We start from the raw sequence: 19,555 nt of genomic DNA, 5'->3' as shown, positions 1-19,555 counted from the left end.
GAACGCTCGCTATCTATACTGTGCGAGTGGCAGGCAAGGGGTCGGACATGAGCAAGGGAACGGTCGGCGGCGGCGGTACGACGATGCTGCGGCGGATCAATGTCGCCTCGGTCCTGGATGCGGTCCGACGATCCGCGCCGGCACCGTTGCGCGTCGCTGAGCTGGTCGAGCGGACCGGTCTGGCCAGACCGACGGTCGCGCAGGCCGTCGACGAGCTGCTCGACGCCGGCTGGCTGCAGCAGCACGGCCCCGACTCCGCGGACCGGTCGCTCGGCCGCCCGGCCATCCGCGTCTCGCTCCGCGGCCGCGCCGCGCCGGTTCTGGGCCTCGATGTCGGCCCGCACCGGGTGACCGTCGGCGTCTCCGACCTGGCCGGCCGCAAGCTGTCCTTGGTACGGCGCTCCGGACCGGGCTGGACCGCCCAGGAGCTGCTCGGTGTCATCGGTGAGGTGATCACCGAGGCGCTGGCGGAGGCCGAGGTACCGGCCGAGGACGTCGCCGCTGCGGTCGCCGCGAGCCCTGGCATCGTCGACGAGCACACCGGACGGGTCCAGCTGGTCCCCAGCGTGCCGGGCTGGTCGGCCATCGATCTGATCAAGCACGTGCGCGGTCTGCTCGACTGCCCGGTCATGCTGGACAACGACGCCAACCTGGCCGCGTTGGCGATCGCAGCCGCGCGAGGCGGCACCGGCACGCTGCTGGCAGTCCAGTGGGGCGAGCGGCTCGGTGCCGGCATCGTCATCGACGGCCGGCTGCACCGCGGTACCGGAGCGGCCGGTGAGATCGGCTTCATCGCCACTGGTCCGGATGACGTGATCAACCCGGAGGACAGCCGCGGACCGCTGGAGCGGGCGGTCGGCTCGGAGGCCATCGCAGCGCTCGGTCGTCAGGCCGCGCTGGACCACCCGGAGTCGCGTCTGGCCGAGCTGGGCGGTGACCAGCTCGACACGGCGGACGTGTTCGCGGCAGCGGCGGACCGCGATCCGGTCGCGCAGGCCGTCGTACAGCAGGTCGCGCGGTCGTTCGCACGCGCTCTGGCGCCGTCCATCCTGGTGTTGGACCCGACGGCCGTGGTGATCGGTGGCGGTGTCGCGCGCGCCGGCGCCGTACTGCTGGACGCCATCTCCGACCAGCTGCGGCTGCTCACGCTCAACCACCCGAAGCTGGAGCTGTCCGCCCTGGCTGAGGACGCTGTGGTCACCGGTGCGATGCGCATGGCGCTGGACGAGGTGTGGCAGCGCAAGCTCCCCACCCCCGCCATGACCAGCACTACCTAGGCCGGGGCGACCGCAGTACGGCGGCGGCGATTGCGTCTGGGCGGTCGAGGTGGACCAGGTGGGCGGAGTCGGGTAGCACCTCGACTGTGCCGCCGAGCTTGTCGGCCAGGCGGCGTTGGCCCGCCAGCCAGCGGGTGGCGGTGAAGCGGGAGCTGCCGCCGGTGGCGACCAGCACTGTGGTCGGAGCGAGTGCGCCGACCGGTCCGGCGACCAGCTTCTGTACCTCGGCGGCCAGCTCCCAGCTGCCCGCGAGCTCGTCCCAGAACAGCAGCCACGACGTGTCCGCGCCGTACCTGCTCCTTGCCGTTGCCTTCGACAACAGGTCGTGGTTCGCCATGCTGCCGACGCGGACGCTCAGCCGGCGCATTCCCGTACCGATGACGCTCGGAAGTCCGATCCGCCCGAGGAACCGCGCCACCGCACGCACTGCTCGATCACCACGCGTACCCGGGTAGAACACGCGCCACCCGGTCTCCGAGGTCAGGCTGGTGTCGACCAGCACCAACCTGGTCACCTCCAGCGGCCGGGTCAGCGCCCACCGCAGTACGGCGAGCCCTCCGATCGAATGCCCGACCAGTCCGATCTCCGCGTCCGGCGGTACGTCGGCAGCCGCGCGCAGCGCATCCACGTCCGACGTGATCGGCGTACGCCACGGGTCGATCACGCGGACATCCTCGTCCGGCAACAGCTCGACGACCCGGGCGAACTCCTCCGGAGTCTCGGCCAGGCCGGGCACAACGATCCAGATCACGGTCATCGAGAGAAAGCTTGCCTCAGACCTGGTAGCAAAGTCCCCAACATTAAGCAGAACAGCACGGTAGAGGCGCGTTGCAGGATGCCCGGTGCGGCCACCTCCTGGCCACTCAGCGTCTCGTAAGCGACCACCGACCCCAGCCAGACCTGAGTGACCAGCACTCCACCAGCGAGTACGGCGACCAGTCGGCTCAACCACCTGCGTGCCCGCCGCAGGAGCAAGATCGCGAAGACAGCCATGGCGATCGTCCCTACGCCTGCGATCGTCGACGTCGCCTCGTGCAGCACCAACGCCGCACCGGCCTGGCCGTTCACCTCGTCCGCACGGCAGGCAGCGCCGGCCGACGGGGCGCAGTCCATCGGCGAGAACGAGTCGAACATCGTCCCGACGGCGAAGACCGCAGTACTGATCAGCAACCCGGCCAGCTCACGACTCCGGCGGGCGAGCACGACCGCGAGCAGTGTCAGGACGCTGCTGGACAGGTCCATCGCCCGTGCGTACGGACTGGTTGCCTGGTCGCGTGCGCCGAGCTCACTCAGGAAGGACCTGTGGACGTCCAGCGGGAAGCCGGCCGCCGCCTCCAGCAGCAGGCTGCAGTACAGCACGGCGGCAGCCGCCAGCAGGTTGCGGACCAGGCGGTACGGGACGGCGTCCATGCTCGTCAGCGTGGCATGACAACCAAAGTATTGGCTGTGGCGTCAGGGGTAGGGTCGAGGTAGTGCTAGGTCGACCGAAGTCTCAGCGAACTAATGGGATGATCGGCTGGTGCGGTCGGAACAAGCAGTAGTCATACCGGTGTGGCAGCACCGAGCCGCGGTCTGGGTAGGCCGCGTCGTCGTGCTCGCCTCGGTGTGGTCGTTCGTTGCCATTCCGCTGCACATCGGAGCGCCGATCCTCGTCAAGCACGTGGACATGGCCTTTGACTTCGTCGGCATCCCGGCCGGTCACACGATCTTCTCCGCCGTCTACCTCGCGGTCGTCGGCAGCGCATTGCTGCGCGGTAAGCGAGCCGCGCTGCTCTGGGTGCTGTGGGTCTTCGAGGCGCTGTGGCTCCTCGGCCTGACCGCCTACATCGCCTTCAGCACGGTCCGGCTGAGCAGCCCCGGGGGCAGCGAGTGGCTGTCCGACCTCGACCGCACCACGGTGCAGGATCTCGAGTGGGCGGTCGTCCAATGGGTCGTCGTGGCCGCGCTGATCGTGCTGTTGTGGAAGATCCGCGGCGCTTTCCCGGCCCGCCTCGCTCCCGGCACGCGCCGGCTCGCGGTCGGCGCGCTGGTCTTCGGCATGCTGATCTCGATCGCGGTCAGCATCACGCTGACCCAGATCTTCCCGCGGACGTTGAGCGGTCAGCGGCAGAAGATCGGCTGGGCGATCGTCGCCGCCCTCGGCCAGTCCCGTAGCAAGCTGGGCGGTCACGAGGGACACGGCTGGGTCGGGCTGACCGTCGGCGCGATCTCCGCGGCCTCGCTGGTGATCGCGTTCTGGATCTTCCTCCGCTCGGTCCAACGCGTCCGGTACCTGACCCAGCCCGAGGAACTCGAGGTACGGCGGCTCCTGCTGCTACACGGCGAACGGGACTCCCTCGGGTACTTCGCCACCCGCCGCGACAAGGCGGTCGTGTTCTCCCCGGACAACAACGCCGCGATCGCCTATCGAGTCGTCAACGGCGTCAGCCTGGCCAGCGGTGATCCACTGGGCGATCCGGTCGCCTGGCCGGCCGCGATCCAGCGCTGGCTCGTCGAAGCGCGCACGTACGGCTGGTCCCCCGCAGTCCTGTCCGCGAGCGAGGAAGCGGCCCAGGCGTACGTCGATGCCGGCCTGCGCGCGTTGTCGATGGGCGACGAGGCGATCATCGACGTCGCGGACTTCACGCTCGAAGGCCGGACGATGCGCCCGGTGCGGCAGGCGGTGACGCGCGTACAGCGGGCCGGGTACCACGCGGAGGTTGTGCGGCACGGGGACCTGTCGCCGGAGACGTTGGCGCAGTACGTGCATCTGGCCGAGCGGTGGCGGGGCGCGCGGACCGAGCGTGGGTTCTCGATGGCGCTCGGGCGGCTCGGCGATCCGGCCGACGCACGCTGTGTGATGGTCATCGCGCGCGATGCGGACGGCGTCGTACGCGGGCTGTTGTCGTTCGTCCCGTGGGGCGTGCGAGGTGTGTCGCTGGACCTGATGCGGCGCGACCCGGAGTCGGCGAACGGGTTGATGGAGTTCATGGTCACCTCGCTGATCGAGGCGTCCGGCGATCTCGGCATCCACCGGATCTCGCTGAATTTCGCGATGTTCCGCGAGATCTTCAGCGACGCCGAGCGGGTCGGCGCCGGTCCGGTACTGCGTCTGACCAACGCGCTGCTCACCGCGGCCTCGCGCTTCTGGCAGCTGGAGAGTCTGTACCAGTCGAACGAGAAGTACCTGCCGCGCTGGTCGCCGCGGCTGATGTGCTACTCGCGCGGTGCGTCGCTAGCCCAGGTCGTGCTGGCGGCCGGTACGGCGGAGGGCTTCCTGCCGGCGCCGCGGCCGTGGACCCGCGTCGACACTGTCGAGACGGCTGAGCGGCACGCGATCATGGCGGCAGACGGGCGCGCGTTCGCGTCCGCCGTACGCGGGCAGGAAGAGGAACTGCTGCGACCGGCCCTGCCGGAGCGCAAGCTGACCGAGCAGGAGCAGATCCGGCGGGCCAAGCTGACCGAGCTCGTTGCCGCGGGCATCGATCCGTACCCGGTGAGCGTGCCGCGGACCGAGACGCTCGAGCGGGTCCGGGAGCTGTACCCGAACCTGCCGCCGGATCACCACACCGACCATCTGGTGTCGGTGACCGGCCGGGTGATGCGGATGCGGAACCACGGCGGGCTGTCGTTCGCGCAGTTGCAGGACGGGTTGACGCAGCTGCAGGTGATGTTCACGGCCGAGGCGTGCGGCGACGTACCGCTGGAGCAGTGGCGGCGACTTGTCGACATCGGCGACCACGTCAGCGTGACCGGCGAGGTGGTGACGAGCCGGCGCGGCGAGCTGTCGATCGCGGCGACGTCGTGGGTGATGGCGGCGAAGTGCCTGCATCCGTTGCCGGACAAGCGGAAGGGGTTCACCGACCCCGAGGCGCGGGTGCGGCAGCGGCACATCGACCTGGTGATGAACCCGGACTCGCTGCGGATGATGCAGCAGCGCAGTGCCGCCGTACGGGCGATGCGCAACGGTTTCGAGACGCGCGGGTTCATCGAGGTCGAGACGCCGATGCTGCAGGCGGTGCACGGCGGCGCGAACGCGCGGCCGTTCGTCACGCATATCAACGCCTACGACACCGAACTGTTTCTGCGGATCGCGCCGGAGCTGTTCCTGAAGCGGCTCAGCGTCGGCGGGATGGGCAAGATCTTCGAGCTGAACCGGAACTTCCGCAACGAGGGCGCGGACGCGACCCACAACCCGGAGTTCACCTCGGTCGAGGCCTATCAGCCGTACGCCGACTACCACGTGATGCGCGAGCTGACCCGTGAGCTGCTGATCGAGGCCGCGACCGCGGTCTTCGGCAAGCCTGTGGTACGCCGGGCCGACGGCGAGATCGACATCTCCGGCGAGTGGCCGGTCGTCACGGTCCACGACGCCGTCGGCCAAGCGGCCGGGACGGAGATCGATCCGAACACCCCGGTCGAGCGGCTGCGGGAGATCTGCGCGGAGCACGGCCTACACACGACGTTCGAGATGTCGGCCGGTGAGCTGGTGCTGGAGTTGTACGACGAGCTCGTCGAGCCGAACACCACGTTCCCGACGTTCTACACCGACTTCCCGCTGGAGACCTCGCCGCTGACCCGCAACCACCGCTCCGATCCGCGGCTCGCCGAACGCTGGGACCTGGTTGCCTTCGGCGCCGAGATCGGTACGGCGTACTCCGAACTGGTCGACCCGGTCGAGCAACGCCGGCGCCTGACCGAGCAGTCATTGAAGGCCGCCGCGGGCGATCCCGAGGCGATGTCGCTGGACGAGGACTTCCTGTCCGCGCTCGAGTACGCGATGCCGCCGACCGGAGGACTGGGCATCGGCGTCGACCGGGTGATGATGATGCTGACGGGTCAGAACATTCGAAGCACGCTAGCGTTTCCGTTCGTCAGGCCCAGCGTTAGGGACTGACGGGTACTCTTGCTGCTTCAGGGGTGAGGACCTGGGGGGTAGGGGATGAGGCGCTGGGCTGCGCTCTGTGTCGGGGTGTGCTTGCTGGCGGGTTGTGGCGGTAAGGCGGGTCCTTCGCCGACCGCACCATCCGTCGCGAGCAGTGCTGTGCCTGCGCCGGCGTCATCCGTTCCGACAGCGGGGCCGCTCGGCTCGGCGGCGTACCAGGCCGAACTGACCCGGATCGACCAAGTGCTGGCCGGCCCGGCGTCGCGGCTGACCCGGGTCCGCACGGCCGAGGGGCTCAGCGACGCCATGAACACACTGGCTGACTCACTCAACACGATCTCGGTGCGACTGGCTGCGATCACCGTGACTTCGCGGCTGACCGCCGTACACGGGCTGTTGCAGGTGCGGATCGGTGTGGCGGCCACGCAACTGACGGGCCTGTCGGCGGAGACCGAGGACGACGCGCGGTGCGGCGGAGTCGCGTACACGTCACAGAAGGTGCAGCGCCAACTGCGCACCGACCTGAGTGCCGCGCTCGTCCAGCTACAACGCCTCAAGCTGACATTCGGCAAGACGCTGCCCGACCCTGGTCCTGCGCCCGTGCAAGTGCGCCCGGACAACGGCGACGTCCTTGTACGGCGCGGCCCGAACGGAACGGGACAGCTCAAGATCACCAACGGTACGGCGAAGGACGTCGCCGTCTCGATCGTCACCGACGGCAAACCGCCCGGCACCCCGCAGGTGATGGTGTACATCCAGGCGACCAAGACCGCCACCGTGAAGCAGATCGGCGGCGCCTACCACCTCTACTTCAAGAGCGGCACGGACTGGGACCCGGACAATCGCAAGTTCCGCGCCGACTGCGCCTTCAAGAAGTTCGACCAGACCTTCGGCAAGAACCAGGGCTGGCAGGTCAACCTCAAACCCATGCGCAACGGCAACGCCGACACTACCGAGGTCGAGGCGTACTAGAGCCCGAGCTTGTCCAGGAGAGAGCCGAGGAGGCCGCCCAGGCCGCCATCAGGGCGGTCGGGGTCGTCCGGGGTGGTGGGCGGTGCGGTCGGGGTGCTGCTGGTCGGGGGCGGCTCGGTGGGTGTCGAGGTGGTGGGGCGGCTACTGGGGGTGCTTGTCGGGCCGCCGGTCGGTGCAGTGGATGGCGCCGTGGGTGGGGCGGTCGGCGGCCGCTCGGTGACCGGTGCCGTCGGGCCGGTCGACTCGACGACCTGCGGGGTCGGAGTACCCGTGGTGATCAAGGGATAGCCCGTGGTGGTGAGACCGGTCGGCACCTGGATCTCGCCCGGCTTGGTTGCTGTCGGCAATGACGTCGGTACGGCGCTGGGCGTCGTACCGACCGTCGGCGAAGCGGTCCGCGGGATCGCCGGGAGGTTCTGTGTCGGCCGGCCGGGCTCCAGGCCGGCGACCGGGCTGGCCGGCTGCGGGCCGCCGCTGCGGTACCCGAGATACGCCAGCACGAGGCAGCCGAGCAGCAGTACGCCGGCGCCGGCGGCGGCCTGACGGCGTCGCCGCGGATTCTGCCAGGGCGGGCGGCGGGAAGCCGTGGCAGAGATCGGTCTCACAAGTCCGGGAGATTATCGGCCCAAGAGTCGATTCAAACAGCCCTTGGAAGAAATTGAACGAAAGAACTTCATATTCCAGTAATTCCGAACCGTCTACGCGACCGTAGGAATGCAGCGCGTTAGCTGATCGCTCAGGTCAACGCCTGCAGGCCGATCACCGACAACAGCCGGAGCTTCTCGGCGGCATCGGTGTTCGGCGCGGCGGTGTACACGACCATGCGCAGATCGTTGCCCGGGACGGCGAGCACATCGCAGTCGATCGTGAACGCTCCCACCTCGGGATGCCGGATGATCTTCCGCTCGGACCGGTGGAAGCCGACGACCGGCTCGTCCCACAGCCGCGCGAAGTCGTCGTGCCGGGCTCGGAGCTCGTCGATCAGCGCCCGGAGGTCGGTGTCGTGCGGGTACCGCGCGAGCGATGCGCGCAGATCCGTCACCATCGCGATCCGGAAGTCCCGCTGTTGCTCCGGCGTCTGTACGACGCGATCGCCCGGTGCCACGAAATGCCGGTAGATGATGTTGCGGTCCCGCCCGCGCCATTCGGACGGATCGCCGATCATCGCGGCGAACAACGGGTTCCAGGTGATGATCGTCCAGGCGGCATCGCACACGCACAGCGGCGCACCGTCGAGCTGATCCACGATCCGCTGCACACCCGGCGGGATGTACGCCGACAGCCGGCCGGGCGACGGCTCCACCTCGCCGGCCAGCACGAACAGATGGTTGCGCTCGGCATCGGACAACCGGAGCGCCCGGGCCAGCGCGGTCAGTACCTGCGCGGACGGCGAGTCCGACCGGCCCTGTTCGAGCCGGACGATGTAGTCGACCGACAGCCCGGCGAGCTGGGCCAGCTCCTCACGCCGCAGCCCCGGCGCGCGGCGGTTCCCACCGGCCGGCAGTCCGACCTGCTCCGGTGTCACCCGGTCGCGCCAGGCATGCAGCGTCCTGCCGAGCTCAGCCATGCCCCCAGTATTCCGCGCCCTGGCCGGAACAGCCTGGTACTGCCGTTCCCTAGGACATCGCGGGTACTACCTACCCGGTACCCGCGGCGGGAGGGTGGAGCCATGACCACGACACTCATCACCGGGGCAAACAGAGGCCTCGGATACGAAACGGCCCGGCAGTTGATCGCGGCCGGACACACTGTCTACCTCGGCGCCCGCGACCCCGAACGCGGCAAGCAGGCCGCGGCGGACCTCGGCGCGCAGTACCTGGAGTTGGACGTCACCAGCGACGAGTCCGTCGACGCGGCCGCGCAGCAGCTGGATTCACTCGACGTACTGATCAACAACGCCGGCATCCCAGGGCCGCGCAAGGAGATCCGGGACCTGACCGCCGACGACTTCCGTCTGGTCTTCGAGTTGAACGTGTACGGGCCGGTGCGGATGATCCGCCGGTTCCTGCCGTTGCTGGAGCGCAGCGACAACCCGGTGATCGTGAACGTCTCCAGCGGCCTCGGCTCGATCGCCACTGCCGTCGATCCGGACGTGATCAGCACGGTGCCCGTCTGGGTGCCGGCCCCGGCGTACGGCGCCTCGAAGGCAGCGCTCAACATGCTGACGGTGCAGTACGCACGACAGCTGCCGAACCTGCGGATCAACACCGTCGACCCGGGCTACACCGCGACGGACTTCAACGGCCACAGCGGTTACCAGACCGTCGAGGAGGGCGCGGAGATCATCGCCCGGCTCGCGCAGATCGACCAGTCCGGGCCGACCGCGGAGTACCTGAGCCTGCACGGGACCGTCCCGTGGTGATCCTCAGCACTCGATGACGTTGACGGCGAGGCCGCCGCGAGACGTCTCCTTGTACTTGACCTTCATGTCGGCACCGGTCTCCCGCATGGTCTTGATGACCTTGTCGAGCGTGACCACGTGGACGCCGTCGCCGTGCATCGCCATCCGGGCCGCGTTGATCGCCTTCACCGACGCCATCGCGTTCCGCTCGATGCACGGGATCTGCACCAGGCCGCCGACCGGGTCGCAGGTCAGGCCGAGGTTGTGCTCCATCGCGATCTCGGCGGCGTTCTCGACCTGTTGCGGCGTACCGCCCAGAACCTCGCACAGACCGGCGGCGGCCATCGAGCAGGCGGATCCGACCTCGCCCTGGCAACCGACCTCGGCACCGGAGATCGACGCGTTCTCCTTGTAGAGCACGCCGATCGCCCCGGCGGTCAGCAGGAACCGGACAACGCCGTCCTCGGTCGCGCCCGGCACGAACCCGCGGTAGTAGTGCAGTACGGCGGGAATGATGCCTGCGGCACCGTTCGTCGGCGCGGTGACGATCCGGCCGCCGGACGCGTTCTGCTCGTTCACCGCGAGCGCGAACAGGTTGACCCAGTCCATCACCTTGAGCGGATCCACCGACCACGGGTCGCCGCTGAGCTTGCGGTGCAGCGAGTGCGCCCGGCGCGGCACCTTCAGGCCGCCCGGCAGGATGCCCTCGGTCTCACAGCCTTCGCGCACGCAGTCCTGCATGACCTGCCAGATGTGCAGCAGCCCGGACCGGATCTCGTCCTCGGTCCGCCAGGCCAGCTCGTTCGCGAGCATCACTTCGCTGATCGACAACTGCGACTCACGGCACCGGTCGAGCAGCTCCGCGCCGGTGGTGAACGGGTACTTCAGCGGGGTGGTGTCCAGGACGATCCGGTCTCCCGCGGCGGCGTTCTCGTCGACGACGAATCCGCCGCCGACCGAGTAGTACGTGCGCTCCCGCAGTACTGCGCCTTGCGTATCGCGGGCGACGAAGGTCATCCCGTTCGGGTGGTACGGGAGGGCCTTGCGGCGGTGCATGATCAGGTCGGTGTTCTCGTCGAACGCGATCTCGTGCTCGCCGGCCAGCACGATCCGGCCGCGCTCGCGGATCGTCTCGACCCTGGCGTCGACCGAGTGCGTGACGACGGTCTCGGGGTCGGCGCCCTCCAGGCCGAGCAGGACGGCCTTGTTGCTGCCGTGACCGTGCCCGGTCGCGCCGAGCGAACCGAACAGCTCGGCATGGACGGTCGTGGTCGCAGCCAGCAGGCCGTCCGCGGCCAGGCCGAGTGCGAAGGTGCGGGCGGCGCGCATCGGTCCCACGGTGTGGGAGCTCGACGGGCCGATCCCGATACTGAACAGGTCGAAGACGCTGATCGCCATCGTGTGGAGGTTCCTTCCGGTCGCCGTTGACCGTTTGGTGTCCTCCCCGCTCTGTTGGACCCGACGTCCTCCAGAGATGCCTCGCCCGTGCGGTGAAGGTGCCTGAGAGATTCTTGGGGAGAGTTGCTCCTACGGCGCCCGGGTCCAGAGTTTGTCGACCTGGCCCGGGACTCTCCCGCACGGGTTCATGCGGCTGTTGAGTTCACTGACGCTGTGGACGGTACGGCGGTCGCCCGGGCGTCGTCAATCCGGCCCCTGAATCCGTGACCAGGGTCGCGCGGGGCTCGTCCCTGATGCCGTCAGCAAGCGATTGCCGAAGGATCGTCGGTATGAAGTTCACACGACGCGCCCTGGCCGGCGCCGTAGTATTCGCGGTCGCCGCGGCCGGGCTGACGACGACCGCCTCCGCCAGTCCCAGCCGCGTGCGCTGGGCCGATTGCAAACCAGAAGGGCACGACGATCCCGCCCTGGTGAAGGGCTCGCAATGCGCGACGCTCCGACTGCCCGTCGATTGGCGGAACCCGGGCGGACCGACGTTCGACCTCGCCATCGCCCGACGTACTGCGAAGGGCGCGCGGGTCGGGGTGCTCGTGTTCGGGCCGGGTGGACCGGGCGACTCCGGGGTCGACCGGATCAAGACCGGGATGACGCGGTTCAGCGCGAACCTGCAGGACCGCTTCGACATCGTCAGCTTCGACCCGCGCGGTGTGGACCGCAGCAACCCGGTGCAGTGCTCGGCCGCGCTGCTCGCCAAGCAGCCGTCGCCAATCATCAGCAGCAAGGCGGAGTTCACGGCGACGATCAACTACAACAAGCAACTCGCGACAGACTGCCGCGAGCACACCGGTCCGCTGTACGACCACATCGACACCTGGCAGACGGTGCGCGACGTCGACGCAGTACGCCGGGCGCTCGGCGAGTCCACGATCTCGTTCCACGGCAGCTCCTACGGGACGCTGCTCGGAGCGCAGTACGCCGAGACGTACCCGAACCGGGTGCGCGCGATGGTGGTGGAGAGCGTGATCGACCATGGCTCCCCGACGACGAAGAGCTTCCTCGACGTCCAGGCGGCCGCGGCGCAGGACTCGTTCGACGAGTTCGTGAAGTGGTGCTCGGCGGCGTCGTCCTGTGCACTGCACGGGCAGGACGTCCATGCGGTGTGGGCCGGACTGCTGGCTCGGTCGAGTGATCCGTTCAAGTTGAGCTTCCAGGTGTTTCGGATGCTCTACGACCCGGAGTGGTCCGCGCTGGCGCAGACGCTGAAGGACCTTGAAACGCCGTCAACTGCCGCCGTCCCGAGCGGGCTCGCGCAGTATCCGTTGGCGGTGTTCTGTCAGGACTGGAACCTTCCGGTGAAGGACTACCGCGAGTACGCCGCACACCTGCAGCGGCTGGCCCGGAACAACCAGGACATGCGCTACCCGGGTCAGCTGATGGCGGTGTCGATCTGTCTCGGTGCGCCGAAGGCCAACAACCCGCAGCACGTGCTGAACGTCCATGGGCTGAAGACGCCGGTGCTGCTCGCCAACGCGATCCATGACCCCGCTACGCCGTACCGCATGGCGCAGGACGTGCAGCGTCAGCTCGGCCGGTCCGGCGTGCTGCTCACGTACGAAGGCTGGGGACACGGGAGCTACAACTCGAGCCCGTGCATGCAAACGACGATCGACGACTACCTGATCGCGCGTGCGGTACCCAAGCGCGGCAGCAGCTGCGCCGCCGTACCACCGGTCGGCTGAAAGCTCAGACCGGTACGCCGGTCACTTCGAGGACGCGGTCGAGCTGGTCCCCGCGGACCAGCCGGCCCGTCATCAGCCGGAGCTCGCTGCAGGCCGTCTCCAGTGCCTGCGCCTGGGTCCGGCAGTTGTCGACGAACCAGAACGGATCGTCGGGCTGCGGATCGTCGGCGTCGTCGATGTCGGCGTACCAGTGCCGGCTGCCGTAGTGCACTACTCGCACCCGTAGATTCATGATGACTACTCCCCGTACCCAGGGATCCTGGGTCCCCCCGGGCCCAGTCGGGGCCGCCTCGGCCTGGCGCGTGGAACGCGGCCCCCCACTAGCCACGCGCCCGGCCGAGTTCGACCCTCCCCCGCTCTGTACATCGTGCTGGGCGGGAGAGTGTTACCGCTTGTGACGGTTAATTTTGAGCGATCGCTTGATTACTTCAGGTGTGACTTGGTCCACTGCTCCAGGCCGTCGGTGGTGATCGGCAGGTCCTCGGTCAGGATCTCGAGCCGGTCCGGGTGGACGACGACGTTGTCCTCGATCCGGATGCCGATGCCGCGCAGCTCCGGCGGCACGGTCTCGTCGTTCGGGTGGAAGTACAGCCCCGGCTCGACCGCGAGCGCCATCCCGGCCTCGATCGTGCCGGCGAAGTACGCCTCCGGACGGGACGCGTCGCAGTCGTGGACGTCGAGGCCGATGTAGTGACCGGTCCCGCAGACGATGTAGCGGCGGTGCTGCTGCCCGTCCGGCCCGAGCAGCTCGTCGATCGACGCCTCGAGCAGACCCCAGTCCCGCAGCCCTTCCGCCAGCACCCGCAGCGCCTCGTACTGGAAGGCGCGGTACGGCGCTCCGACCTTGACCGCGTCGAGTGAGGCGAGCTGAGCCTTGTGCACCAGGTCATGCACCTGCCGCTGCGCAGCGGTGTACTCGCCCGTGGCCGGGAACGTCCGGGTCACGTCAGCGGTGTACAGCGTGCGGGTCTCGACGCCCGCGTCCAGCAGGATCACGTCGCCCTCGTTCACCGCGCCGTCGTTGCGAACCCAGTGCAGCACCGGCGCATGCTTGCCAGCGGCAACGATCGAGGCGTACCCGACGCCGTTGCCCGCGGTCCGCGCGCGCCGGTCGAAGGTGCCCTGCAGCCAGCGCTCGCCGCCGCCGCGGATCGCCTCCGGCAGCTCACTAGCCACGTCGCCGAACGCGAGCACGCTGGCCGCGACCGCCTCGCGCAGCTGGTCGAGCTCCCAGTCGTCCTTGATCCGGCGCAGCTCGGCGAGCGTCTGCCGCAGCGCGTTGCCGTCGGTCGGCGACGTCCGTACCAACGCGTCCAGCATCGGCTCGACGCCAGGCACCGACAGCATGAACGGGACCGCGCCGCGCACCGCGGCGGGCAGCTCCTCGAGCGGGCGGCAGGCGATCTGCAGCGCGTCCGACCAGTCCTTGAGCCCCGGCACCGGGCCGATCCACAGCTCACCGTCGCGCGCGTTCGCGAAGAAGTCCGCCTCGCCCGGGCCGGCCGTCTCGCGCAGGTACAGCGTCGCGTCGCCGTCCCCGGAGATGACCAGTACGGCGCCCTCGGCCTGGCAACCGGTCAGCCAGACGAAGTCGCTGTCGGCCCGGAACAGGTAGTCGGTGTCGTTCGACCGGACCGGTGCGCGACCGGCCGCGATCGCGATCCGCCGACCCGGCAGCGCCGCGGCGAGCTTCCGCCGGTGCTCGGCGGCCGCCTCGGCGAGCCCTTCCGGCACCGATACCGAGCGGTCCACCGGCCCCCAGCCCCGTGAGATGAAGTCCCGGAACCCCTTGGCGTCGATGGGGCGGTACGACTTCGGCGTCTCTTCGGTCCGGGCGTCATCGGTCATGACTGTGCTCCCCTTTGCAGCTGACGGTTTGACTCATCAACTCAGGTTCTTGCAGGCGTGCGCAAGCCCTTATCTCGGAACGCCGCGAGGATCCCCGCCTCGGAGTCGAGCAGGTACTGATGCAGGTCGGCCGCGGCCTCGTCGTACTTGCGGGCGTCGAGCAGCTCGAACAGCCTGCGGTTGCGCTCGATGTACGGCTCGTGCAGTTCGCGCGGGGTCGCGATCACGTGGAAAAGGAGCCGCAACTCCGCGAGCAGCCGGCCGGTCATCGCATCCATCCGGGAGCTGTCGGCCAGACCGATCAGGTGCTCGTGGAAGCGCATGTTCGCCGTACCGACGGCCGGCCAGCGGTCAGTGCGGGCGGCGGCCTCGGCAGCCTCGACGTCGTCCTGCAACGGCTCGAGGCGGCTCGCGGGCAGCTCCGGGTCGCGGTCGGCGAGTCCGCGTACGACGTCCACCTCCAGGACGCGGCGCAACCGGTACAGGTCGATGACATCGCGCTCGTCCAGCTCGGGAACGAACACTCCGCGGTGCAACTTGTAGACCAGCAGGCCCTCGTGGGTCAGCAGACGGAACGCTTCGCGCAGCGTGTTCCGGCTGACCTCCAGGACCTCGGTCAGCTCGATCTCGGAGAGTTGGGCGCCGGGCGGCAGCGCGCCTTCGGTGATACTGCGGCGAAGGATGTCGGCGGCCCGCTCCGCGGAGCTGCTCCGATCCAGTCGCGCGACGTCGGCGGCGACGGTTCGCAACCACGCCTGCCGTTCGGTCTCGGCCCCACCCGTACTCATCTCCGCATCATCCCGCACCGGAGCGGTGAGGAAAAGTAGAACAAGCCTCTTGCAGGATTGTTGAACAATCTCTAGGCTCGGGCGAGGGAGGTGGCCGCATGGACCTCAACGCGGACATGGGTGAAGGATTCGGTTCCTGGTCGATGGGTGACGACTCGGCCCTGCTCGACGTCGTCACCAGCGCGAACGTGGCCTGCGGGTTCCACGCCGGCGATCCGTCGATCATGCGGCGGGTGACGGCCGAGGCGGTCGAGCGCGGGGTCGCGATCGGAGCCCACGTCGGGTACGCCGACAAGCCCGGCTTCGGCCGGAGGTTCCTGGATATCGAGCCGGACGCGTTGCGCGACGAGGTCGTTTATCAGATCGGGGCGCTTGACGCGTTCGCGCGGATCGCCGGCGATCGGGTGCGGTACGTGAAGCCGCACGGCGCGCTCTACAACACGATCGGCCACCACGTGGAGCAGGCGACGGCAGTGGTCGCCGCGGTCGCGGAGTACGACAAGACGCTCCCTGTGCTCGGCCTTCCGGGCTCGGTGTGGTTGCGGCTCGCGGCGGAGGCCGGTCTGACTGCGGTGCACGAGGCCTTCGCGGATCGTGCGTACACGCCGTCCGGCACGTTGGTGTCGCGGCGCGAGGCCGGATCCGTGCTGCACGACGCATCAGAGATCGCGGCCCGGTGTACTGCGATGGCTACCGGCCGACCGATCCAGGACAGCTCCGGCGGATCGTTGGTCCTCGACCCGACCTCGATCTGCGTGCACGGTGACACTCCGGGCGCCGTCGACATCGCTCGGCGCGTGCGTGGCGCGTTGGAGGGAGCGGGCGTCACCCTGCGCCCGTTCACCGGCTGATGCGAATCCTCCCGGCGGGCGACCGGGCGCTGCTGGTCGAACTCGACGATCTCGACCAGGTGCTCGGGTACTACGCCGCGCTGACCGCCGATGCACCGGCGGACGTCGTCGACATCGTCCCGGCGGCCCGTACCGTGCTGGTCACCACAACCGGCGATCTCGCCACGTTGTCGCGGGCCCTGCGCGACGTAACTCCCTCCCTGGACAGCCGGACAACCGGCGACCTCATCGAGATCCCGGTCGTCTACGACGGGGCAGACCTGGGCGACGTCGCCGACCTCCTCGGCTGCACGGCGGACGACGTGATCGGCCGCCATACCGCCGACGAGTGGACGGTTGCCTTCTGCGGCTTTGCCCCGGGCTTCGGCTACCTGACCTCGACCGGCGGCTGGGACATCCCTCGCCGGTCATCGCCGCGGACGAAGGTCCCCGCCGGAGCGGTTGCGTTGGCAGGTGAGTTCAGCGGTGTGTACCCACGCGAGTCTCCGGGCGGCTGGCAGTTGATCGGCCGGACGTCGGTGCGGATCTTCGACCAGGGACGCGACCCGGCCGCGCTGTTCCACCCGGGCCGCAGGGTCCGGTTCGTCGACGCGGGCCGTGGATGACCAGCCTGACCGTCCTCGAACCGGGGCCGTTGGCAACAATCCAGGACCGCGGACGAGCCGGGCAGGCGGCACTCGGCGTACCGGCGTCGGGCGCCTGCGATCGGTCGTCCTACGAGCTGGCCAATCGTTTGGTCGGCAATCCTCCCGGCGCGGCGGCCATCGAGGTGACGTTCGGCGGCCTGGTGATGCACGCGGATGCGGACCTCGTCGTCGCCATCACCGGAGCTCCTTGCCCTGGCGTGCCTTTGAACGCCCCCGCCGTCCTGCGAGCCGGTGAGCTTTTGCGCTTCGGCCCACCGCCCAGTGGCCTGCGTACCTACCTCGCCGTCCGCGGCGGGATCGACGTACCGCCGGTCCTCGGCTCGCGCTCCACCGACCTCTTGTCTGGCCTCGGACCGGCGCCTTTGACGGCCGACCAGACGCTCCCGGTCGGACGTTCCTCTGAACCGATGCCCGGCGTCGACCTGGCTCCCGTCGCACACCCGACCGGCGGGAAGGTCACACTCCGCGTGACACCCGGACCCCGGCGGGACTGGTTCACCGACGAGGGCTGGCAGTCGCTGGTCTCGCAGACCTACCAGGTCAGCAGCAACAGCAACCGCGTCGGCGTACGCCTCGACGGCTCTCCGTTGGAACGCTCCCGCACCGGCGAACTCGCCAGCGAAGGCATGGCCCGCGGCGCCATCCAAATCCCACCGTCCGGCACGCCGGTCATCTTCCTCGCCGACCATCCCGTCACCGGCGGCTATCCCGTCATCGCATACGTGACTGAGTCAGATCTGGATGCCTGTGCACAGGTACGACCGGGCCAGCAGTTGGGGTTCACGTCGTACGGAAGCGGCGTAGGTACTCCGTCGGCGTGATGCTGAGGTGTCTGGCGAAGGCTCGGCGTAGGGTCTCGTCGCTGCCGAGGCCGCTGAGGCGGGCTGCTTTGGTGATGCTGTGGCCGTCGAGCAGGAGTTGCTGGGCCCGGTCGAGTCGGACGCGCTCGACCCAGCGGCTTGGCGTGGTCTGGAACTCGCTCTGGAACAGGCGGGTCAGATGCCGGGGACTGACGGCCGCCGATGCCGCCAGGTTGGGCAGGGTGTGGTCGCCCGCGGGATCGGCCGCGACGGCTTCGGTCACAGCCCGGAGGGGATCGCTGCGTGCCGGCGGCGTGTCCAAGGCGGTCGAGAACTGGGACTGCCCGCCCGGGCGTTGCATGAAGACCACCAACTCGCGGGCAACGGTCCGTGCGACGTCGGCGCCGTGGTCAGCCTCGACGAGTGCGAGCGCGAGGTCGATGCCGGCGCTGATGCCGGCCGAGGTCACGTAGCGCCCGTCGGTGATGTGCAGCGCATCGGGCTCGACCTTGACGTTGGGGTACTGCCGCGCCATCGTGCCCGCATGCCGCCAGTGCGTAGTCGCGCGCCGCCCGTCGAGCAGGCCTAGTCCCGCGAGTACGAACGCACCGCTGCACACCGACGCCACCCGCTCAGCGCCGTCCGCAAGCACCCGCGTCAGGTCGGCGACCTCTGTCGGCACCCCGTCGACCAAGTGATCGGCACCAGCCACCACCACCGTGTTGACCACGCCGACCTCCGAGGCCGCGGCCAGCCCCGCGAGCACGACGCCCGATGCCGTTGTCACCTGCGCACTCGATGCGGACACCAGCACCGTCTCGTACCGGCGGCTGTCCTGCGCCCGGTTCGCTTGATGCAGTACCTCCAGTGGGCCGCTCACGTCGAGGAGCGTGACGCCGTCGTACACCACGAACGCGACCCGACGTGTCCGAATCTGTGGTTGATGCGGCGAATTGGACATGGCATCAGCGTAACCGGCACCCCGAACCTGTAGTCATGATCGAAACCATCGCCGGGATCCGGATCCCCGACAGCGCCCTGGCCCGCGAGGCCACCGAGCTCGTCCGTGACGTGGCGTCACCGCTGCTGTTCGACCACTCCCGCCGGGTCTTCCTGTTCGGCGCCCTCCGCGGCCAGGACCTCGAGTACGACGCCGAGCTGCTGTACGTCGGCGCGATGTTCCACGACCTCGGTCTGACCGAGCGGTACCGCCGTATCGATCAGCGCTTCGAGATCGACGGCGCCGACGAGGCCCGGCGTTTCCTCCACCAGCACGGCATCACCGGCGAGAACGCCGACCTGGTCTGGACCGCGATCGCGCTGCACACCACGCCGGAGATCCCGCTGCACCTGTCGGCGGAGGTCGCGCTCGTCACCCGCGGTGTCGAACTCGACGTACTCGGCATCGGGTACGGCACCATCACCGACGAGCAGCGCGCCGCCGTCACCGCCGCCCACCCGCGTCCGGACTTCAAGAACCGGATCCTCGAGGCGTTCACGGAGGGAATCCAGGACCGGCCCGCGACGACGTTCGGCAACGTCAAGTCCGACGTTCTCGAGCACTTCCTGCCCGGCTTCCACCACACCGACTTCGTCGACGTCATCAAGAACTCTCCGTGGCCCGAGTAGGGCGTTGCTTGTGAGGGCGGCGGGGAGCGGCAAAGATGTGCGGTATGACGGAGAGTTCCGCGGTCCCGGGCATCGACAGTTCTGTCCCTCCGAGCGGCACCGGCTGTGTCGAGTGCCTGGCCGCCGACGGCTGGTGGTTCCACCTCCGCCGCTGCGCGCAGTGCGGCCACGTCGGCTGCTGCGACTCCTCACCCGAGCAGCACGCCTCCCGCCACGCGGCCGAGAGCGGTCATCAGATCGTCCGCAGCTTCGAGCCGGGCGAGGACTGGTTCTGGCACTACGGCGAGTCCGAGTACTACAACGGCCCCGAGCTGGCCCCGCCTGCAGCCCACCCCGAGACCCAACCGGTCCCCGGCGGCAATGTCCCCACCGGTTGGCAGGGCAAGCTCCACCGCTGAGGA

The 19,555-nt window shown here is 69.1% G+C and carries 19 protein-coding genes and 1 riboswitch; of the genes, 10 read left to right on the top strand and 9 right to left on the bottom strand.

The window, feature by feature from the left end; genetic code table 11:
* Positions 1–47: 47 nt before the first annotated feature.
* Positions 48–1,277, top strand: coding sequence for an ROK family transcriptional regulator (locus ACFWUU_RS18110; RefSeq protein WP_233714893.1), 1,230 nt, complete (start codon positions 48–50; stop codon positions 1,275–1,277).
* On the opposite strand, the gene ACFWUU_RS18105 is transcribed toward ACFWUU_RS18110, so the two are convergent.
* Both ACFWUU_RS18105 and ACFWUU_RS18100 read right to left on the bottom strand, forming a co-directional pair.
* A complete protein-coding gene (locus ACFWUU_RS18105) occupies positions 1,270–2,034 on the bottom strand; it encodes an alpha/beta fold hydrolase (protein WP_380176959.1) in 765 nt (254 codons plus the stop codon). The two genes, ACFWUU_RS18110 and ACFWUU_RS18105, sit on opposite strands and share 8 nt — an antisense overlap.
* On the bottom strand, positions 2,031–2,687 hold the full coding sequence (locus ACFWUU_RS18100) for a DUF998 domain-containing protein (protein WP_380176958.1): 657 nt from the start codon (positions 2,685–2,687) through the stop codon (positions 2,031–2,033). Before ACFWUU_RS18100 ends, ACFWUU_RS18105 begins: the two co-directional genes overlap by 4 nt.
* A 109-nt stretch (positions 2,688–2,796) precedes the next feature.
* Here ACFWUU_RS18100 and lysX point away from each other — a divergent pair, with 109 nt between their 5' ends.
* Complete coding sequence (lysX, locus tag ACFWUU_RS18095) at positions 2,797–6,153, top strand: bifunctional lysylphosphatidylglycerol synthetase/lysine--tRNA ligase LysX (protein ID WP_380176957.1); 3,357 nt, start codon at positions 2,797–2,799, stop codon at positions 6,151–6,153.
* 147 nt (positions 6,154–6,300) lie between these two features.
* The gene (locus tag ACFWUU_RS18090) at positions 6,301–7,113 is read left to right on the top strand and encodes a hypothetical protein (RefSeq protein WP_380176956.1); all 813 of its coding nucleotides are present in this window, start codon (positions 6,301–6,303) and stop codon (positions 7,111–7,113) included.
* Here ACFWUU_RS18090 and ACFWUU_RS18085 read toward each other — a convergent pair.
* Both ACFWUU_RS18085 and ACFWUU_RS18080 read right to left on the bottom strand, forming a co-directional pair.
* The gene (locus tag ACFWUU_RS18085; protein WP_380176955.1) at positions 7,110–7,718 is read right to left on the bottom strand and encodes a hypothetical protein; all 609 of its coding nucleotides are present in this window, start codon (positions 7,716–7,718) and stop codon (positions 7,110–7,112) included. The genes ACFWUU_RS18090 and ACFWUU_RS18085 overlap by 4 nt on opposite strands.
* 131 nt (positions 7,719–7,849) lie before the next feature.
* Positions 7,850–8,680, bottom strand: coding sequence for a helix-turn-helix transcriptional regulator (locus ACFWUU_RS18080; RefSeq protein WP_380176954.1), 831 nt, complete (start codon positions 8,678–8,680; stop codon positions 7,850–7,852).
* A gap of 102 nt (positions 8,681–8,782) precedes the next feature.
* On the opposite strand from ACFWUU_RS18080, the gene ACFWUU_RS18075 reads away from it, so the two are divergent.
* Positions 8,783–9,475 (top strand): SDR family NAD(P)-dependent oxidoreductase, encoded by a 693-nt coding sequence (locus tag ACFWUU_RS18075; protein ID WP_137256404.1) that lies wholly within the window; start codon positions 8,783–8,785, stop codon positions 9,473–9,475.
* Positions 9,476–9,478: 3 nt separating this feature from the next.
* Here ACFWUU_RS18075 and ACFWUU_RS18070 read toward each other — a convergent pair whose 3' ends face one another.
* Positions 9,479–10,852, bottom strand: a complete 1,374-nt coding sequence (locus ACFWUU_RS18070) for an L-serine ammonia-lyase (RefSeq protein ID WP_380176953.1) — start codon at positions 10,850–10,852, stop codon at positions 9,479–9,481.
* An 80-nt stretch (positions 10,853–10,932) separates the two neighbouring features.
* A riboswitch (glycine riboswitch) is annotated at positions 10,933–11,040 on the bottom strand.
* A 141-nt stretch (positions 11,041–11,181) separates the two neighbouring features.
* On the opposite strand from ACFWUU_RS18070, the gene ACFWUU_RS18065 reads away from it, so the two are divergent.
* The gene (locus ACFWUU_RS18065) at positions 11,182–12,591 is read left to right on the top strand and encodes an alpha/beta fold hydrolase (RefSeq protein WP_380176952.1); all 1,410 of its coding nucleotides are present in this window, start codon (positions 11,182–11,184) and stop codon (positions 12,589–12,591) included.
* Positions 12,592–12,595: 4 nt separating this feature from the next.
* Here the strand turns inward: ACFWUU_RS18065 and ACFWUU_RS18060 are convergent, their stop codons facing one another.
* The 3 genes from ACFWUU_RS18060 to ACFWUU_RS18050 all read right to left on the bottom strand — a co-directional run bounded on the left by ACFWUU_RS18060 (position 12,596) and on the right by ACFWUU_RS18050 (position 15,227).
* Entirely contained in the window at positions 12,596–12,823 is a 228-nt protein-coding gene (locus tag ACFWUU_RS18060; RefSeq protein ID WP_130442273.1) for a hypothetical protein, read from the bottom strand.
* Between the two features lie 191 nt (positions 12,824–13,014).
* A complete protein-coding gene (locus tag ACFWUU_RS18055) occupies positions 13,015–14,439 on the bottom strand; it encodes an aminopeptidase P family protein (RefSeq protein WP_380176951.1) in 1,425 nt (474 codons plus the stop codon).
* A 41-nt stretch (positions 14,440–14,480) separates the two neighbouring features.
* Positions 14,481–15,227, bottom strand: coding sequence for a GntR family transcriptional regulator (locus ACFWUU_RS18050; protein ID WP_380176950.1), 747 nt, complete (start codon positions 15,225–15,227; stop codon positions 14,481–14,483).
* A gap of 98 nt (positions 15,228–15,325) precedes the next feature.
* On the opposite strand from ACFWUU_RS18050, the gene ACFWUU_RS18045 reads away from it, so the two are divergent.
* From ACFWUU_RS18045 to ACFWUU_RS18035, 3 genes are read left to right on the top strand one after another with little or no spacing between them, the layout of a single operon-like run.
* Positions 15,326–16,078, top strand: a complete 753-nt coding sequence (locus ACFWUU_RS18045; RefSeq protein WP_380176949.1) for a LamB/YcsF family protein — start codon at positions 15,326–15,328, stop codon at positions 16,076–16,078.
* Positions 16,078–16,683: an allophanate hydrolase subunit 1 gene (locus ACFWUU_RS18040; protein WP_380176948.1), complete on the top strand. Its 606-nt coding sequence runs from the start codon at positions 16,078–16,080 to the stop codon at positions 16,681–16,683. The genes ACFWUU_RS18045 and ACFWUU_RS18040 overlap by 1 nt, the downstream gene beginning before the upstream one ends.
* Complete coding sequence (locus ACFWUU_RS18035; protein ID WP_380176947.1) at positions 16,680–17,546, top strand: biotin-dependent carboxyltransferase family protein; 867 nt, start codon at positions 16,680–16,682, stop codon at positions 17,544–17,546. The genes ACFWUU_RS18040 and ACFWUU_RS18035 overlap by 4 nt, the downstream gene beginning before the upstream one ends.
* Here the strand turns inward: ACFWUU_RS18035 and ACFWUU_RS18030 are convergent.
* Positions 17,506–18,486 (bottom strand): GlxA family transcriptional regulator, encoded by a 981-nt coding sequence (locus ACFWUU_RS18030; RefSeq protein ID WP_380176946.1) that lies wholly within the window; start codon positions 18,484–18,486, stop codon positions 17,506–17,508. The genes ACFWUU_RS18035 and ACFWUU_RS18030 overlap by 41 nt on opposite strands.
* A gap of 35 nt (positions 18,487–18,521) precedes the next feature.
* Between ACFWUU_RS18030 and ACFWUU_RS18025 the strand changes: the two genes are divergently transcribed.
* Positions 18,522–19,154: an HD domain-containing protein gene (locus tag ACFWUU_RS18025; RefSeq protein ID WP_380176945.1), complete on the top strand. Its 633-nt coding sequence runs from the start codon at positions 18,522–18,524 to the stop codon at positions 19,152–19,154.
* A 44-nt stretch (positions 19,155–19,198) separates the two neighbouring features.
* Positions 19,199–19,552, top strand: coding sequence for a UBP-type zinc finger domain-containing protein (locus ACFWUU_RS18020; protein WP_380176944.1), 354 nt, complete (start codon positions 19,199–19,201; stop codon positions 19,550–19,552).
* The last annotated feature ends 3 nt before the right edge of the window (positions 19,553–19,555 follow it).

Source organism: Kribbella sp. NPDC058693 (assembly GCF_042715335.1).
In the GTDB taxonomy this organism is placed as follows: domain Bacteria; phylum Actinomycetota; class Actinomycetes; order Propionibacteriales; family Kribbellaceae; genus Kribbella; species Kribbella jiaozuonensis.
The sequence above is the reverse complement of the archived record's forward strand: the minus strand, read 5'-3'. Positions and strand labels throughout refer to the sequence as shown.

Bases quoted from the DNA above. Each gene is read 5' to 3' on its own strand.
- ACFWUU_RS18110 (WP_233714893.1), top strand. From the start codon at position 48: ATGAGCAAGGGAACGGTCGGCGGCGGCGGTACGACGATGCTGCGGCGG.
- ACFWUU_RS18105 (WP_380176959.1), bottom strand. From the start codon at position 2,034: ATGACCGTGATCTGGATCGTTGTGCCCGGCCTGGCCGAGACTCCGGAG.
- ACFWUU_RS18100 (WP_380176958.1), bottom strand. From the start codon at position 2,687: ATGGACGCCGTCCCGTACCGCCTGGTCCGCAACCTGCTGGCGGCTGCC.
- ACFWUU_RS18080 (WP_380176954.1), bottom strand. From the start codon at position 8,680: ATGGCTGAGCTCGGCAGGACGCTGCATGCCTGGCGCGACCGGGTGACA.
- ACFWUU_RS18075 (WP_137256404.1), top strand. From the start codon at position 8,783: ATGACCACGACACTCATCACCGGGGCAAACAGAGGCCTCGGATACGAA.
- ACFWUU_RS18070 (WP_380176953.1), bottom strand. From the start codon at position 10,852: ATGGCGATCAGCGTCTTCGACCTGTTCAGTATCGGGATCGGCCCGTCG.
- ACFWUU_RS18065 (WP_380176952.1), top strand. From the start codon at position 11,182: ATGAAGTTCACACGACGCGCCCTGGCCGGCGCCGTAGTATTCGCGGTC.
- ACFWUU_RS18060 (WP_130442273.1), bottom strand. From the start codon at position 12,823: ATGAATCTACGGGTGCGAGTAGTGCACTACGGCAGCCGGCACTGGTAC.
- ACFWUU_RS18055 (WP_380176951.1), bottom strand. From the start codon at position 14,439: ATGACCGATGACGCCCGGACCGAAGAGACGCCGAAGTCGTACCGCCCC.
- ACFWUU_RS18050 (WP_380176950.1), bottom strand. From the start codon at position 15,227: ATGAGTACGGGTGGGGCCGAGACCGAACGGCAGGCGTGGTTGCGAACC.
- ACFWUU_RS18045 (WP_380176949.1), top strand. From the start codon at position 15,326: ATGGACCTCAACGCGGACATGGGTGAAGGATTCGGTTCCTGGTCGATG.
- ACFWUU_RS18040 (WP_380176948.1), top strand. From the start codon at position 16,078: ATGCGAATCCTCCCGGCGGGCGACCGGGCGCTGCTGGTCGAACTCGAC.
- ACFWUU_RS18035 (WP_380176947.1), top strand. From the start codon at position 16,680: ATGACCAGCCTGACCGTCCTCGAACCGGGGCCGTTGGCAACAATCCAG.
- ACFWUU_RS18030 (WP_380176946.1), bottom strand. From the start codon at position 18,486: ATGTCCAATTCGCCGCATCAACCACAGATTCGGACACGTCGGGTCGCG.
- ACFWUU_RS18025 (WP_380176945.1), top strand. From the start codon at position 18,522: ATGATCGAAACCATCGCCGGGATCCGGATCCCCGACAGCGCCCTGGCC.
- ACFWUU_RS18020 (WP_380176944.1), top strand. From the start codon at position 19,199: ATGACGGAGAGTTCCGCGGTCCCGGGCATCGACAGTTCTGTCCCTCCG.